A 16,367-nucleotide genomic window follows, 5' to 3' on the forward strand; every position below is an offset into this window, starting at 1 on the left:
GGGGGGCTTCGGCGCCCCGCCCGCCCCCCACGGCGCCCCCACCCCCCTGGGGGTGGGGCCTGGGCCCCGGGCCCCCGGGGCCCCCCCCCCGCCCACCCCCCCCCCGGGGGGGCCCCGGGGCGCGGGGGCCCCCCTTCGTCGTATCCGGCTCAGGACCGGGCGGCCACCTGCGTCACCAGGCGGGCGAAGCGGGCGCCGGTCGCCGCCCAGGTGAAGCGGGACGCGTGGATCAGTGCGGCCTCGCCCATCGCCTTGCGCCGCACGTCGTCGGCGAGCAGTTCGCGGACGACGGCGGTGAACTCCTCCTCGTCGTCGACGAGCAGGCCGGTCTCGGTGTCGACCATCGCCTCGGCGACGCCGCCGGCGTAGCGGAAGGCCACGGTCGGTGTGCTCCGGGCGGCGGCCTCCACGATGGTCAGTCCCCAGCCCTCCTTCAGCGAGGGGGTGAGCGCGATCCACGCGGAGGAGAGCGCCGCGTGCTTCTCCTCCTCGCTGATGAAACCGGTGAACCGGACGCGGCCGGCTATGCCGAGCGATTCGGACAGCTCCCGCAGCGGCTGCTCCCACCAGCCCTGGCCGGCCACCACCAGCTCCAGGTCGGGCAGCTCGCCGACCAGCTCCGCCACCGTGCGCAGCGCGATCTCCACCCGCTTGTGCGGCACCAGCCGGCCGAGCACCAACAGCGACGGGTGCGGCGTACGCGGCAGCGGCGGCCCGGTCACCGGCGGCGTCCCGTTGGGCACCACGTCGATCCGCTCCGCGTCCACCCCCAAGGCGGTCAGCTCCGCCCGGCTCGCCTCGGACACCGTCACGTACCGGCAGCGGCGGTAGAGCCGGACCGCCAGCCACGACTCGATCCACCAGCCCAGCCGCGCCATCCAGGGGCCGAAGATCACCGGCCACTGCTCCCGGTGCACGTGGTGCACCAGCGCGAGCACCGGGCGACCCGCGTAGAGCGGGGCGAAGAACGGCACCCCGTTGCAGACGTCGACGACCAGGTCCGGCCGGCCCAGGCCCCGCCGGCCCAGCGGACCGAATCCGATCCGGCCGGCCAGGCAGGTCAGGGCCGCCCGGGCGTAGACCGTCATCCGGGAGCCGCGCCGCAGGACGCGTACGCCCTCGGCCGTGGTGCCGGCCGGGCCGGCGTTGCCGTGCGCGGCGCAGAGCAGGGTGGCCCGGTGGCCCGCGGCGACGAGTTCGGCGGCGATGCGCTCGATGTAGACCTCGGAGCCGCCGCCCTCCGGGTTGGTCGTGTCGCGCCAGTTGAGGAACAGGACGTGGCGCGAGGAGGTGTCGGAGTTGTCCACGCTGCTCCTACCGGCGAGTAAGTAAGCACGATCGCGCCACACTAGGGCGACGTGGGTCACATTCGCAATGGGTCGCTCCGGCGACGGCGGTTCGACCACGACCGGCCAGCCGGGGGTTTGCCGGCGACGGAAAACCTTGGCAGGGTGTGCAACGCAACCGCGTACGGTGACCGGTCCCGCCCGGCGCCGTGCGGCGCGACCTGCGGCCGGACGCCCCGGTCCGGCGACGACGAGGAGGTGACCGGGCGGTGCTGCGCGACGGTCCCGCCACGGTCCGGCACCTCTTCCGGCGGTCGCCGGTGGTGCTGCTGAGCGCCGCGCTCGCGCTGCTGCTTGCCGGCTGGGCGACGGTGGCGTACGTGCGGTCGGACCGGGATGTGTCGGAGTGCGTCGAGCGGGTCCGGCTGCGGGTGGCCGCGGCCCCGGTGGTCACGCCCGCGCTGGACCGGATCGTCCGGGCCAGCGTCGGCGCTCAGCCCTGCGTCTCGATCGCGGTCCAGGCCCGGGAATCCGCCGCCGTCGCCGCGGAGGTGGCCGACGGCGCGGACGTCGCCGACGCCTGGGTGCCCGAGTCCACGTTCTGGCTGCGCCGGGCCCGCGCCGCCGGCGCCTTCGAGGTGCCCGGCCAGGGGACGTCGGTGGCGAGCACGCCGGTGGTGCTCGCCGTGACCGAGCCGGTGGCGCGCCGGTTGGGCTGGCCGGCGAAGCCGCTGACCTGGCGCTCACTGATCGGCCCGAAGGCCCGCGACGTCGGGGTGGGACTACCCGACCCGGCCGTCGACCCGGCCGGCGTCGGGGCGGTGCTCGGCGTGCGGGGACTGGCCGCCGGGGAACGGGACCCGGCCGCTTCGGTGGCGGCGGTGCTGCGCCGGCTCGCCGACCGGACGTTCGTACCCGGGGACGGCGGGACCCTGCCGGCCGGGTCGGGCCCGCCGGGCAAGGCCGGTGCCGTGGCGACCAGCGAGCAGGCGGTGCTCGGGCACAACGCGCTGGCCGGCGACGACAAGCTGGTCGCCGCGTACCCGGAGGTCGCGGTCCCCTCGCTGGACCTGCCGTACGTGGTGCTGCCCGGCGCCGACGGCCCGGTCCGGGAGGCCGCGGCCGACTTCCTCGCCAACCTGCTCACCGTCGAGGCCCGCGACGCGCTGAGCGGGTACGGCTTTCGCACCACGGCCGGCTTCCCGCCGGCGATGCCCCGCGACGGCCGGCTGTCGGCGGAGGTACGCGAGCCGGTGCCGCTGCCCGCCGAAGAGACCGTCACCGAGGCGCTGACCGGCTGGAGCGGCGTGCAGCGCAGCGCCCGCATCCTCACCGTGCTGGACATCTCCGGCTCGATGGCGGCCCGCGTGCCGGGCAGCGACGAGACCCGGCTCGGGGCCACGCTCAAGGCGGCCAGGGAGGGTTCCGGCCTGCTGCTGGACAACAGCGAGCTGGGCGTGTGGGTCTTCTCCACGAAGGTCGACGGCGACCGGGACTACCGCGAGATCCTGCCGGTCGGTCCGCTGCGCACGCAGCGGCAGCGGCTGGTCGAACGGCTGGCCGACGTCCGGGTGAAGCCGAAGGGCGGCACCGGGCTCTACGACACGACGCTGGCCGCGTACCGGGACGCCCGGCGGCACTGGACGCCCGGCCGGATCAACCTGGTGCTGGTCATGACCGACGGGCGCAACGAGGACGAGGACAGCATCGGCCGGTCCCGGTTCCTCGCCGAGCTGGCCGAGTCGCAGGACCCGCGCCGGCCGCTGCCGATCGTCTTCATCGGGCTGGGCAAGGACATCGACGCGGACGAGCTGAGGTCGATCGCCGAGATCACCGGCGGGCGGGTGTTCCGCACCGACCAGCCCAGCGGCATCAGGCAGATCTTCTTCTCCGCGCTCGCCGATCTGAGCTGCCTGCCCCCGGAGTGCCGGCGGTGACCCTGGCGCGCCGGGTAGTCCGGCCGGCCCGGGAGGCGCCGGGCACCGCCCTCTCCCTGCTGCTGCTCGCCGTGGTCGCCTTCGTGCAGCGGCCCGGGCAGGTCACCTTCGACACCAAGCTCGACCTCGCCGCGAACCCGGTGCACTTCATGGCCCGGGCGCTGCACCTGTGGAACCCCGAGGCCACCTCCGGCGAGCTGCAGAACCAGGCGTACGGCTACCTGTTCCCGATGGGGCCCTTCTTCGCCGGGGGGCAGCTGCTGGGCGTACCGCCGTGGATCACGCAGCGGGTGTGGACCGCGCTGCTGCTCGCCGCCGCGTTCTACGGGCTGCTGCGGCTGGCCCGGGCGCTGGGCGTCGGCACCGAGCCGACCCGGTACGCGGCCGCGCTCGGCTACGCGCTGGCCCCCCGGATCCTCACCGAGATCGGTGCGCTCTCCTCCGAGACGCTCTCCGCCGCCATGTTGCCGTGGGTCCTGCTGCCGTTGGTCCTGGTGCGCCGCATCGGGTCCCCGCGCCGGGCCGCCGCGCTCTCCGCGCTGGCCGTGCTCGGGATGGGCGGGATCAACGCGGCGGTGGTGCTGCTGGCCCTGCTGCTGCCCGGCGTCTGGCTGCTCACCCGCCGCTGGGACCGCGACCACCTGCGGCTGGTGGGCTGGTGGTGCCTCTGCGTGGTGGCAGTCAGCCTCTGGTGGATCGTGCCGTTGCTGCTGCTCGGCGAGTACAGCCTGCCGTTCCTCGACTACATCGAGTCGTCCACCACGACGACGGCCGTGGCCTCGCTCTTCCAGGCGGTCCGCGGCACCAACCAGTGGGTCGCGTACATCGTGCAGGGCGACCCGTGGTGGCCGGCGGGCTGGCTGCTGATCGACAACCCGGTGCTGATGACGCTCACCGCCGTGGTGGCGCTGGTCGGCCTGGCCGGGCTGGCCGGCAATCTGCTGCCCGAGCGTCGCTTCCTGGTGCTGGGCTTCCTCACCGGGCTGACCCTGCTCACCATGGGCTATGTCGGGAGCCTGGACAGCCCGCTCTCCGCCCAGGTGCGGGACCTGTTGGACGGCCCGCTGGCCCCGTTCCGCAACGTGCACAAGCTGGACCCGGTGCTGCGGCTGCCGCTGATGCTCGGCTTCGCGCACGGCGTCGACGCCTGGGTCACCCGGCTGCACCGGGCCACCGCCCGGCGACGCCCCGCCCTCCGGCTGCGCCCGCTGATGTTCGTACCGGTGCTGCTGCTGGTGCTGGGCGCCGCCGCGCCGGCGTGGCTGGGCCAGTTGCGGCCCGGGCCGGGCTGGTCGGACCTGCCGTCGCACTGGCGGGCGGCGGCGACCTGGCTGGCCGAGCGGGACGCGCTGGCCCGCACCCTGGTGGTGCCCGGCTCGGGCTTCGGCCAGTACGAGTGGGGGCGGTCGGTCGACGAGCCGCTCCAGGCCCTGGCCGGTGCGCCCTGGGCGGTGCGCCATCAGATCCCGCTGGGTTCCGCCGGCAACACCCGGATGATGGACACGGTCGAGTCGGTCCTGTCCCACGGCCGGGGTTCGGCCGCGCTGGCCGACTTCCTGGCCCGGTCCGGGTTCCGGCACCTGCTGCTGCGCAACGACATCGACCGCACCCAGGTGGACGCGCCGCCGGTGGCGGTGCTGCGCCGGGCCCTGGCCGCGTCGCCGGGCATCGCGCGCGTGGCGACCTTCGGCAGCACCACCACCTTCGGCCGTACGCCGGGCAGCCCCGTCGACGATGACGCCGGTCCGCTGCCGGCGGTCGAGGTGTACGAAGTGCAGCGGCCGGTGCCGGCCGCCTCGGCGGTGCTCGCCGCCGACGTGCCGACGGTGAGCGGCGGACCGGAGTCGCTGCTGCCGCTGCTGGAGCAGGGGATCGTGGAGCGGGACCGGCCGGTGGTGCTGGCCGGCGACCGGGCCGGCCTGCGCGCCGGCGACGACGAGGCGTGGATCGTGACCGACGGGCTGCGCCGCCGGGAGCGCGACATCGGCCGGGTCCGGGACAATCTCAGCCAGACGTTGACCGCGGCCGAGGCGGGCCGTCAGGGCCGGGTCGCTCTGGACCTGCTGCCGTTCTCCGGCAGGCGGCACCAGACGGTCGCCACCTACCAGGGCGTACGCGAGGTGACCGCCTCGACAGCCGCCAGCTTCGTGGACAACCTGGCCCCCGCGGACCCGTCACACCTGCCCTTCGCGGCGGTCGACGGCGACGACCGCACCGCCTGGCGCTCCGCGTCGTTGGCCGGGCCCGTCGGCCAGTGGCTCGAGGTGGACCTGGACACCCCGCGCCAGGTCGACCGCGTCACGCTCGCCTTCGTCGACGACCTCGGGGTGGGGTGGCCGGTGACCCGGTTCCGGCTCACCACGGACCGGGGTTCGGTGGACCACGAGGTCGCCCGGACGCTGGGAGCCCACCCGTACTACACGCTTCCGGGCTCCACCAGCCGCGTGCGGGTCACCGTGCTGGCGGTGGCCGGCGGGCGGCTCGACGGTGGCGTCGGCATCCGTGAGCTGACCATTCCGGACACCGCGCCGCGCCGGGCGTTGCGCACTCCCACCGATCTGCCGGCCGGCTTCGCCGGCCCGGTCGCCTGGTCGTTCAGCCGGGGACCGGCCGACCGCCCCGCCTGCTTCCCGGTCGCCGCCACCGGCCCCGGCTCGGACGCCGTGCCGTCGGCCGGTTCGGGCGCCCGGCCCGCGGGGACGGTGATCCGGTGCGACCGGTTCCTGGCCCGGGTGGGCGAGGAGCCGCTCGGGGTGGATCGGCTGTTCCAGAGCGCGAAACCGGGGACGTATCGGCTGGCCCTGACCGCCGTGCCCCGGCCGGGCGGCCGGCTGACGCTGCCCGGGGTGCCGGTGACGGCGGCCGCCTCCTCGTACCTGGCCGGCGACCCGGCCGTCGCCGGGTACGCGGCGATCGACGGCGACCCGGGGACGGCCTGGCTCGCCGACACCGGTGACCTGCGCCCCACCCTGCGGCTGAGCTGGTCGGGGCCGCGACGGATCGCCGAGCTGCGGCTGCGCCCCGCGGAGCTGCCGGTCGGCTCGCTGCCGGAATCGGTCGAGGTGCGCACCCCGGGCGTCAGCAGGGTGCTGCCGGTCGGGGCCGACGGCGTGGTCCGGTTCCCGGCGGTGCGTACGGACCGGATCGAGATCGTCGTGCGGGAGTCCGCGGAGCGGGTGGCCGACCGGCGGGGGAACGGCTGGAGCGCGACGCCCGGCATCGCCGAGGTGCGGATTCCCGGGCTGGACGACCTGCTCCGCCCGATCCCCGGCACGACGCGGGTCGCGGAGCGGTGCGGCTCGGGGCCGGCCGTCGAGCTGGACGGGTTCCGCTACGACACCGCCGTCACCGGCACCCTCGCCGACGTGCTGGCCGGCCGGCCGTTGCCGGTCACCGTCTGCGGCGACATCGGCGCGGTGGTGGACCTGACCGCCGGCGGGCACCGCCTGGCGACGTCGCCGTCGGCCGGTTTCGTCGTGCAGGACGCCTCCCTGCGTACGGAGGCCGCGGCCGTCGCGCCCCGGCACCGCGAGGTCACCGTGCTCGACTGGGGACCGACCGACCGGCGGGTGCGGGTGGCCGCCGGTGGTGAGGCGCTGCTGGTGGTGCCGGAGAACGCCAACGCCGGCTGGACGGCGACCGCGGACGGCCGGCCCCTGACCGCCACCCGGGTCGACGGGTGGCAGCAGGCATGGGTGCTGCCCGCCGGCGCGGGCGGGGAGGTTCACCTGGCGTTCGCGCCGGACCGGACGTACCGGGGCGGGCTGGCGGCCGGGGCGGTGACCGCGCTCGGGGTGCTGCTGCTGGCGGTGCTGCCGCTGCGGCGACGCGTGGTCGCCGGCACCGTGGCGACCGGTACCGACGTGGTCCCGGCCGAGGGCCCCGCCTGGGTCGCCGGCGTCCTGCTGGTGGTGTTGCTCGCCGCCCTGGGCGGGGTGCTGCCGCTCGCCATCGTGCTGGCCGCGATGTTGCTGCGACAGTTCGCCCGCCGGGCGCTTCCGGTGGTGGTGTTCGGCGCGCTCACCGTCGCCACGGTGACGGCGGTGAGCGGGCGGTTGCAGGGCCACGGCCAGGAGTGGGCGTACGGACCGTGGGCGCAGGGCGCGATGCTCGTCGCCGTCGCGGCGGTCGTCGCCGCGGTGCTCCCGGTCCCCGGCGGCCCGCCGCCCACCGCGGTTCCCGGCGCGCCGGCCGGTGCCGCCGGTACGCCGGACGTGGCGTCCGAGGCGGAGCCGGTGGTGCCCCGCGCGCGGACCGGCGCGACGGATGCGGATGATGTGGCGCCGGACACGGGCGGCGGTACGCCGACCGGGGCCACGGATCGCGACGACGACGGGACGGTGGCGCGATGAGCGCAGCAAACGAGGAGAGCGGTGGGCGGGCGGCCCGCCGCAGGTTCGCCACGCTGGGTCGGTCGGTGGCCCTGTTCCGGGCCTTCCTGGTCGAGCAGACCGACCCGGACCACTTCTACGGGCTGCTTGCCGACGACTCCGTCCGCCAGGTGTCGGGCTACACGCCGCTCACCGGACGGACCGTGCTGGACGTCGGCGGCGGTCCGGGCTACTTCGCGGCGGCCTTCCGCGCCGCCGGCGCGCACTACGTCGGGCTCGACCCCGACGTGGGCGACTTCTCCGCTGCCGGGGAGTCGGTCGCCGGCATGCTGCGGGGCAGCGGCACCGCACTGCCGGTTCGCACCGGCGGCGTGGACGTGACGTTCTCGTCCAACGTGCTGGAGCACGTGTCGGAGCCGGCCCGGATGCTCGACGAGATGGTCCGGGTGACCCGCCCGGGCGGTGTGCTCTTCGTGTCCTTCACGCCGTGGTTCTCGCCGTGGGGCGGGCACGAGACCGCGCCCTGGCACTACCTCGGCGGCGACCGGGCGCGGCGGCGCTACCAGCGCCGGAACGGCCGCCCCCCGAAGAACCGGTTCCGGGAGACGCTCTTTCCGACCTCGATCGCCGAGACGCTGCGCTGGGCCAGGGGCAACGGCGACGTCGAGGTGTTGGACGCCCTGCCGCGTTACCACCCGTGGTGGGGCCGGTGGGTCGTCCGGCTCCCCGGCGTCCGGGAGGTCGCGGCCTGGAACTTCCTGCTGGTCCTGCGCCGCGTCGGGGCGCAACCGAGCGGCGCGGCGCAAAAAACAGAGCTGACCGGGGGTCGCGGTGCTATGTGACCAAGTAGTAACCTCGCGGCCATCTCTCATCGACAGCGGCGAAAATTAGCTCCTCCGGGGAGGAAAAACATGAAGCACCGCGCCATAGGTGCCGTGCTGTTTGGCGGCGGCGTACTGCTCCTGGCGCTGGCCGCCGGGCTCGTGCTCGTGGTCAAGCCCGCCTTGGCCAAGCTGCCGTACGATCTGGAGGCGTCGACCTCGGTCGCCGAGGCGAGGGGTGCGACCTTCCTCCAGATCACCAACGGCAACATCGCGATCAACCGCGCCGACCTGAAGTCGACCGTCCGCGTCTCGCCTGACGCGAAGACGACCGGCAACCTCTCCGGTGACCTCGACGGCAAGGCCGTCGTCTGGCAGGTCGGGCAGACCGTGGAGCGGACCGACACCAAGGAGCTGGTCAGCGCCTACGGTGCCGGGCTGGCGCTCGACCGGGTCTCCGGCGCCGCGCTCGAATGGAACGACCAGTACCTCGACGACACCGGCACGCGGGAGAAGGTGCAGTTCTCCGGCCAGATGTACAAGTTCCCGTTCGGGGCGGAGAAGAAGACCTACCAGATCTTCGACCGTGACCTGCGGGACGTCCGCCCCGCGGAGTTCAAGGGCACCGAGGACATCAAGGGCATCGATTCCTACCGCTACGAGCAGGTGATCACCGACGAACAGCTGAACCTGGCGGAGGACCGGGTGAAGCTCCTGCTCGGCGGGCTGGCGCCGGGTGCGACCACCGGCAAGGTCGTCTACAGCAACACCCGGACCGTCTGGATCGACCCGGTGACCGGCTCGTTCCTGAAGGTGCGCGAGGCGCAGCGCAAGACCCTGGTGCCGGACATCGGGGCGCCGGTCACGCTGCTGGACGCGGACTTCTCGTACAACGAGGAGACCGTCGCCGCCTCCGTGAAGCGGGCGGAGGACAGCCGGCAGAAGCTGACCATCCTGGGGGTGTACGCCCCGATCGGGGTAGCGCTGCTGGGCCTGTTGCTCATCGTGGCCGGCCTGCTGGTGGCCCGGCGCGGCGCTGCCGCGTCGGCGGTGGAGGCGCGACACCGGGCGGACGCGGACCCGACGCCCACCCGGGTGGACCAGCCGGCGGTACGCGACGACACCGCCGAGCAGCCGACCGTCGCCGATCGCCCGGGCGGGCCGCTGAGCGACGAGATCCCGCCGGCGTCGACGAACTGGCGGGGCGACGATCCGTCGGTGCCGGGCCAGCGCCCGGCGCCGGGTGAGGTGGAGCGGCGCTGACCGCACGCTGCCGCGATCGCGAGGGGTGGACCGGCCGGTCCACCCCTTCGCCGTTACCGACGCCGCGATCGGCGTTCGTTACGAAATCGTAATGCATCGATATATTCGTTGCTCAGGGTGATCGGTGTCGGCGTGAATTGACCCCTTTGTGGGCTTGGTCGGACCGTCATCGAGGCCTGCTTGCCTACCGTCCGTCACGCCTCCGCCTCGTCCGGCTCGGCAGGTGTTACCGGCGGGTAATCGGGGTCTTGTGACCCGCGCCGCACCGGTGCACCATCATCGGCACATTCGTTACCCGCCGGTAACAGGTGACGAGGCCCAGGTGCGGGGCCCTCCCGTCCGCCGACCGGCCGTCCGCGCGACACCCTCGAGGAGGAACCGTGCAGGATCGGTTCGACAACCCGGGTCGTACCCGGTGGCGGCGCTTCGCCGCGATGCTGGTGCCCGCGACGGCCGTCGCCGGCACGATCGTCTTCGGCATGGCCAACGGCGCCATCGCCGCCTCGTTCGCCGTCTCGGGCCAGACGTTCAAGGTCTCCGCGTCCGAGCTGCGCGGCGACGGCTTCGTGCAGTACGGCGGGATCGCCGAGGAATCCGACGGCAGGAAGCACCCGGTGGCCGTCTCCGGCATCCGCAACGCCAAGCTCTACGACCTCTGCCAGTCCGTCAAGGTCCCCGGCGCGCCGGTCGTGCTGACCATCAACGCCGGCGGCGGGGGCGAGCCCGCCACCGCCAGCGGCCTCATGATCGACATGGACTCGCTCCAGGGCGACGCCACGTTCAAGGACATCAACATCGGGCAGGACGCCTCGACCCTCACCGGCGGCCCGGCGGGCGCGAGGGGCGACGTGAAGGCGTTCGGGCAGCAGGCCGACACGGTGGTCATCAAGGACCTGCGGCAGGTGGCCCGGTCCACCCACGCCGGTACGTTCAACCTGACCGGGCTGACCATGAAGGTCAACGTCGGCGCGGACGCCGAGGAATGCTTCTGACCTGACCGTGGGCCCGTGCGGCGCAGGCTGCGCGGGTCCCTGTCCCTGCCCACCCCTCAGCTTCGGCAGGAGGCGTACGTGACGACCGCCGACCCGCAACCCGACCGGCGCGGCCGGCTGCGCGAGGCGTGGCACGGATTTCGCCGCTGGCGGCGGGCGCGACCGTTCTGGGGCGGCCTGCTGACCGCGCTGGCCGGCCTGGAGATCTTCGGTACCACCCAGATGTCGCTGGGCGGCCTGACCTTCCAAGTGGGCCCGACCGGTTTCCTCTCCTGGCTGATCCCCACCATCCTCGTCGCCTGCGGACTGCTGATGTGGTCCAGTCCGCAGCAGCGGATCTTCTACGCGGTCGTCGCCTCGGTGACCGCGGTGTTCTCCCTGATCGGGGTCAACCTGGGTGGCTTCCTGGTGGGGCTGCTGCTCGGCATGGTCGGCGGCGCGCTCGGCTTCGCCTGGGTGCCGGACGCCCGGCCGGCCGTCCCGTCCGAACCGGACGGCGAACGACCGGCGTCGACGGGGAACGCCGGTGACCCGCAGGCGGTCGACGAGGGCGTCGACGCACGGGCGACACCCGTCGAGGCGTCGGCGGGCGGTGACGAGCCGGCCATGGTGCCAACGGTGGCGTACGACGGCGGGACCGGGGCGGCGCAGCCGGCCGGGCCGGAGTCCGCGCCGCGGGTGCCCGGGCCGCACGACCCCCGGCTGTACGCGGTGCTCCCGGCGCTGCTCGGCCTCTGCGCCGCCGTGGCCCTCGTCGCGCCGAAGGCCACGCCGGCGCACGCCGCCCCGCCGCCGGCCCCCGCCTGCCCGACGCGGCCGGCGCCCACCGGCACGCCGAGCACGACGACGACCCCGGCCGGCCCGAGCCCGTCTCCCTCGACGGTCGGCGGGGACTCGGGCGGCAACATCATCACCGACATCCTGGAGGGCATCGGGGATCTCCTGGGCGGCGGCCGGTACGGCGACGAGCAGGCGGGCCCGACGCCCTCGGCCGCCCCGAGCGCCCGTCCCCCGGCCACCGGCCGGCCCACCCGTGGCCCGGCGTGCGGTCCCGACCGACCGAAGCCGAGCCGTCCCGCGACGGCGGAAGAGGGCAGGCCACTGCCCCGGATCGCCGCCGAACCGGGGCAACCCCTGGTGTCGGCGGTGCCGTCGAAGCTCACCGGATCGAAGGTGACCATGACCGGGCTGCGGTTCGAGGGCATCATCGACCTGCCCACCGCCGACGGCACGCTCAGGGCGCTGAAGTTCGGCATGGACCAGGCGGTCACGGACGACTTCCTGCTCCGTACGCCCGGCCCGGCGGGCCGGACGATGCGCTTCGCCACGGACCAGCTGACGGTACGCGGGGACGTCGCCTTCTACGCCACCCGGTTCGTCGGGCGGCTGCTCGGCATCAGGATCACGCTGACCCCGGACCTGCCGTTCCCCGACGGGCTGCCGGTCACCTCACCAATTCCGATCACCTTCACCGATCCGGCCATGGACCTGGCCTTCGTCAGCAGCGACACGCTGACCGCCCGGCCGACGCTGAAGCTGACCCTCGACTGACCTCGCTCCGCGACGAGACCAGGTGCGGGGCCGGTGTCCCTCCGGCCCCGCACCGTCAACCTCAGAGGCGGCCGAGCGCCTTGCGCAGCGGGTCGAGCCCGAGCGAGCCCAGGTCGAGCGCCTGGCGGTGGAACTCCTTGAGGTCGAAGTCGGCGCCCTTGCGGGCCTTCGCCTCGTCGCGGGCCTGGAGCCAGATCCGCTCGCCCACCTTGTAGGAGGGGGCCTGCCCCGGCCAGCCGAGGTAGCGGTTCAGCTCGAAGCGCAGGTTCTCGTCCGGCACCCGGCAGTGCGCCCGCATGAACTCCCAACCCAGCTCCGGCGTCCAGCGCTCGCCGGGGTGGAAGCCGAACGGGTTGTCCTTCGGGATCTCCAGCTCCAGGTGCATGCCGATGTCGACGATCACCCGGGCGGCCCGGAACGCCTGCCCGTCCAGCATGCCGAGCTTGTCGCCGGGGTCGTCCAGGTAGCCCAGCTCGTCCATCAGCCGCTCCGAGTAGAGCGCCCAGCCCTCGCCGTGCCCGGAGACCCAGCAGAGCAGCCGCTGCCAGCGGTTGAGCAACTCGGCCCGGACGGCGGTCTGGGCGACCTGGAGGTGGTGACCCGGCACGCCCTCGTGGTAGACGGTGGTCACCTCCCGCCAGGTGGAGAAGTCGGTGACGCCCTGCGGCACCGCCCACCACATCCGCCCCGGGCGGGAGAAGTCCTCGCTCGGGCCCGTGTAGTAGATCGCGCCGTCGCTGGTCGGGGCGAGGCAGCACTCGATCCGGCGGACCTGCTCCGGGATGTCGAAGTGGGTGCCGTGCAGGTCGCTGATGGCCTTGTCGGCGAGCGCCTGCATCCAGTCCCGGAACGCCTCCTTGCCCTGGACCGTCCGGGCCGGGTCGGCGTCCAGCGCCGCGACCGCCTCGTCGACGGTCGCGCCGGGACCGACGATCCGGGCGGCCACCGCCCGCATGTCGGCCTCCAGCCGCGCCAGCTCCTCGAAGCCCCAGGCGTACGTCTCGTCGAGGTCGACCCTGGCGCCGAGGAAGTACTGCGAGGCCAGCTCGTAGCGCTCGCGGCCGGCGGCCTGCTTCTCCCGACCGAGGGGGGCCAGCTCGGTGCGGAGGAACTGCCCGAACTCGGCGGTCGCCGCGGTCGCCGCCGCCGCGCCCCGGCGCAGTTCCGCCCCGAGGGTGCCGTCGGCGCCCAGCCGCTCGACCAGCCCGTGGAAGAAGTTGTCGCCGTCCGGGTCGGTCCAGATGTCGCACTGCTTGGCCACCTCGACCAGCTGCACCCGGGAGCTGACGTGGCCGGCGGCGGCCGCCTCGCGCAGCGTCGCCTTGTAGCCCTCCAGCGCGCCCGCGAACCCGTTGAGCCGGGCGGCGATGTTGGCCCTGGCGTCGTCGCCCTCGGTCGGCATCAGGTCGAACACCATGCGGACCTCGTGCAGGCCGCTGGCGATCACGTTGACTTCGCTGGTCGTCTCGCCCGCCTCGTAGCGGGCGAGGTCGAGGCCGAGCCGCTCCTGCATGGCCTCCTTGGCGGTCCGCTCCGGCTCGGATTCCGGCTCGGTCACGTCCAGGTCGGCCAGGGTGCGTCGGATCAGGTCGGCCCGGGCCGCGTACCCGTCGGGAGACAGGTCGTCGAGCTGGCCGTCGTAGCCGGCGATGCCGACGTAGGTGGCGCCGGTCGGGCTCAGTGGCGCCCAGTCGGCCACGTACCGGTTCGCGAGGTCATCGATTCGTCCCACGCTGCGACCCTACGCGAAGCGACCGCCGCGTTGTCGAGCGTGTTCGCGGTGTTCAGGGGGCGGAGGCGCGGGTCGGTCCGGATCGGGGACAGGGGGTCGGCCCGGCCCCGGCCGAGAGGCCCGGCGTCGGCGCCCCGGCCCCGTGCTCCCGACCTGTAGGACGATCGCTGTGGCGGTCGACACGACGTCCGGAAGTGGCGCGACATTGTCGTACGTCTCCGGCAGAGTGTCAGGAGTGACGGCGGAATCCACTCCTGACCGGGCGGCGCTGCGGAGCTGGCTGCCCGGGTTCATCGCACTCGCCGCGATCTGGGGCTCCAGCTTCCTGTTCATCAAGGTCGGCGTCGAGGAGCTGCACCCGCTGCACCTGACCCTCTACCGCGTCGGCGCCGGCGCGGTGACGCTGCTGGTGGTGCTCGCCGTGTTTCGGGACCGACTGCCCACCGAGCCGCGGGTCTGGGCGCACCTGGCCGTGGTCGCCGCGCTCGGCGTCGCCGTGCCGTTCACCCTCTTCGGCTACGGCGAGCAGCGGGTGGAGTCGATGCTCGCCGGCATCTGGAACGCGACCACCCCGCTCATCGTGCTGCCGCTGGCGGTGCTGGTGTTCCGCACCGAGCGGCTGACCGTACGCCGGGCGGTCGGGTTGGGGTTGGGCTTCGTCGGCGTGCTGGTGGTGCTCGGCGTCTGGCAGGGCGTGGGCGGGGCGCACTTCGTCGGGCAACTGATGTGCTTCGGCGCCGCGGCCTGCTACGGCGTCGCCATCCCCTACCAGAAGAAGTTCGTCGCCGCCAGCGCGCACTCGGGGCTCTCGCTCTCGGCGGCACAGCTGGTGATGGCTGTGGCCCAGCTCGCGGTCGTCGCGCCGTTCGTCGCCGGGGCGCCCCCGGTGCCGACCAGTCTCTCGCCCGAGGTGATCGCCAGCGTGTTGGCGCTGGGCGCGCTCGGCACCGGTCTCGCCTTCGTCATCAACATGCGCAACATCCGGGTCGCCGGGGCGAGCACCGCCTCCGCCGTGACCTACCTGATCCCGATCTTCGCGGTGTTGATCGGCGCCCTCGCCCTCGGCGAGCGGCTCACCTGGCACCAGCCGGTCGGCGCCCTGATCGTGCTGGTGGGCGTCGCCGTCTCGCAGGGCCTGATCGGCCGGCGCCGGTCCGTGCCGGCCGACGTCGCCGCGTCGCCCGCGCCGGCCGCCGTGCCCGCCACCCGCCCCTGAGCGGTCGCCGCGCGGCGGCCGGTGGGTGACGGCACACCCGCGGAGTGCGCCCCGCGCGCCCGGTCGATCAGCCGGCCGGTGGGTGGCCGACGACGGCTCAGCCCGCGGAGTGCCCGCGTGCCCAGTCGACCAGCCGGTCGGCGTTCCACGTGTTGACCACCCGGTCGGCGGGGACCCCGCACAGGGCGGCGCGCTCGCAGCCGAAGCGCTGCCAGTCGAGCTGACCGGGGGCGTGCGCGTCGGTGTTGATGGCGAAGTGGCAGCCGGCCTCCAGCGCCCGGCGGATCAGCCGCTTCGGCGGATCCTGCCGCTCCGGGCGTGAGTTGATCTCGACGGCCACGCCCCGCTCGGCGCACGCGGCGAAGACGGCGTCCGCGTCGAAGTCGCTCTCCGCCCGGGTCCGCGGCCGGTGCGCCCGGTCGCCCGGCCCCTTCACCCCGGCCGGCCGGGACGACACCATCCGCCCCGTGCAGTGACCGAGGATGTCCAGGTGCGGGTTCGCGATCGCGGCCAGCATCCGCCGGGTCATCTTCGCCCGGTCGTCGTTCAGGCCGCTGTGCACCGAGCCGACCACCACGTCGAGGCGGGCCAGCAGCTTCTCGTCCTGGTCCAGCGAACCGTCGGCGAGGATGTCCACCTCGATGCCGGTGAGGATCCGGAAGCCCTCCGGCAGCGCCTCGTTGACCATCGCCACGTGGTCGAGCTGGCGGCGCAGCCGGTCCGCCGTCAGGCCCCGGGCCACCTTCAGCCGGGGCGAGTGGTCGGTCAGCACCATGTACTCGTGGCCCAGCTCCACCGCGGCGAGCGCCATCTCCTCGATGGGCGAGCCGCCGTCGGACCAGTCGGAGTGGGTGTGGCAGTCGCCGCGCAGCGCGGTCCGCAGGGCGGTCGCCTCGGCGTCCAGGTCGGTGCCCTCGGTGGCGACCAGCCGGCGCAGGTAGACCGGCTCCTCGCCGGCGAGCGACTCGGCGACGCAGCGGGCGGTGACGTCGCCGACCCCGGACAGCTCGGTGAGCTTGCCGGTGCGGGCCCGCTCGGCCACCTCCTGAGCCGGCAGCGCGGCGAGGGCCGTGGCGGCCGACCGGAACGCGCGGACCCGGTAGGTCGCCTCGTTCGCCCGCTCCAGGAGGAAGGCGATCCGGCGGAGATCGGCGATCGGGTCCCGGGCGCTCATTCCAAGGAAAATACGCCTCCGCGCCGCCGGTCGCAGGGACGACCGGCGGCGCGGGACGCGGGGA

General features: G+C 74.3%; 10 protein-coding genes. 7 read left to right on the forward strand and 3 right to left on the reverse strand.

Going from position 1 to position 16,367, the window contains the following annotated elements; translation table 11 throughout:
* Positions 1-149: 149 nt before the first annotated feature.
* Positions 150-1,307 (reverse strand): glycosyltransferase family 4 protein, encoded by a 1,158-nt coding sequence (locus ACGF7U_RS30995; protein ID WP_393112783.1) that lies wholly within the window; start codon positions 1,305-1,307, stop codon positions 150-152.
* A gap of 248 nt (positions 1,308-1,555) precedes the next feature.
* On the opposite strand from ACGF7U_RS30995, the gene ACGF7U_RS31000 reads away from it, so the two are divergent.
* The 6 genes from ACGF7U_RS31000 (at position 1,556) to ACGF7U_RS31025 (ending at position 12,181) form a co-directional block, all read left to right on the forward strand.
* The gene (locus tag ACGF7U_RS31000; protein WP_393112785.1) at positions 1,556-3,223 is read left to right on the forward strand and encodes a substrate-binding and VWA domain-containing protein; all 1,668 of its coding nucleotides are present in this window, start codon (positions 1,556-1,558) and stop codon (positions 3,221-3,223) included.
* Positions 3,220-7,575, forward strand: a complete 4,356-nt coding sequence (locus tag ACGF7U_RS31005) for an alpha-(1->3)-arabinofuranosyltransferase family protein (RefSeq protein WP_393112787.1) — start codon at positions 3,220-3,222, stop codon at positions 7,573-7,575. Before ACGF7U_RS31000 ends, ACGF7U_RS31005 begins: the two co-directional genes overlap by 4 nt.
* Positions 7,572-8,396, forward strand: a complete 825-nt coding sequence (locus ACGF7U_RS31010) for a class I SAM-dependent methyltransferase (RefSeq protein ID WP_393112789.1) — start codon at positions 7,572-7,574, stop codon at positions 8,394-8,396. Before ACGF7U_RS31005 ends, ACGF7U_RS31010 begins: the two co-directional genes overlap by 4 nt.
* A 69-nt stretch (positions 8,397-8,465) precedes the next feature.
* A complete protein-coding gene (locus ACGF7U_RS31015; RefSeq protein WP_393112791.1) occupies positions 8,466-9,638 on the forward strand; it encodes a DUF3068 domain-containing protein in 1,173 nt (390 codons plus the stop codon).
* Between the two features lie 380 nt (positions 9,639-10,018).
* On the forward strand, positions 10,019-10,630 hold the full coding sequence (locus ACGF7U_RS31020) for a DUF6230 family protein (protein WP_393112793.1): 612 nt from the start codon (positions 10,019-10,021) through the stop codon (positions 10,628-10,630).
* A 78-nt stretch (positions 10,631-10,708) separates the two neighbouring features.
* Entirely contained in the window at positions 10,709-12,181 is a 1,473-nt protein-coding gene (locus ACGF7U_RS31025; protein ID WP_393112795.1) for a DUF6114 domain-containing protein, read from the forward strand.
* A gap of 61 nt (positions 12,182-12,242) precedes the next feature.
* Here the strand turns inward: ACGF7U_RS31025 and ACGF7U_RS31030 are convergent, their stop codons facing one another.
* On the reverse strand, positions 12,243-13,913 hold the full coding sequence (locus ACGF7U_RS31030; protein ID WP_393112797.1) for a DUF885 domain-containing protein: 1,671 nt from the start codon (positions 13,911-13,913) through the stop codon (positions 12,243-12,245).
* 235 nt (positions 13,914-14,148) lie between these two features.
* Between ACGF7U_RS31030 and ACGF7U_RS31035 the strand changes: the two genes are divergently transcribed.
* Positions 14,149-15,129 carry a DMT family transporter gene (locus tag ACGF7U_RS31035; protein ID WP_393112799.1) on the forward strand — a complete coding sequence of 327 codons (981 nt, stop codon included), beginning with the start codon at positions 14,149-14,151 and terminating at the stop codon, positions 15,127-15,129.
* A 97-nt stretch (positions 15,130-15,226) separates the two neighbouring features.
* Here ACGF7U_RS31035 and ACGF7U_RS31040 read toward each other — a convergent pair whose 3' ends face one another.
* Positions 15,227-16,303 (reverse strand): PHP domain-containing protein, encoded by a 1,077-nt coding sequence (locus tag ACGF7U_RS31040; RefSeq protein ID WP_393112801.1) that lies wholly within the window; start codon positions 16,301-16,303, stop codon positions 15,227-15,229.
* Between the last annotated feature and the right edge of the window lie 64 nt (positions 16,304-16,367).

The organism is Micromonospora sp. NPDC047670, assembly GCF_043204915.1.
Lineage (GTDB): Bacteria > Actinomycetota > Actinomycetes > Mycobacteriales > Micromonosporaceae > Micromonospora.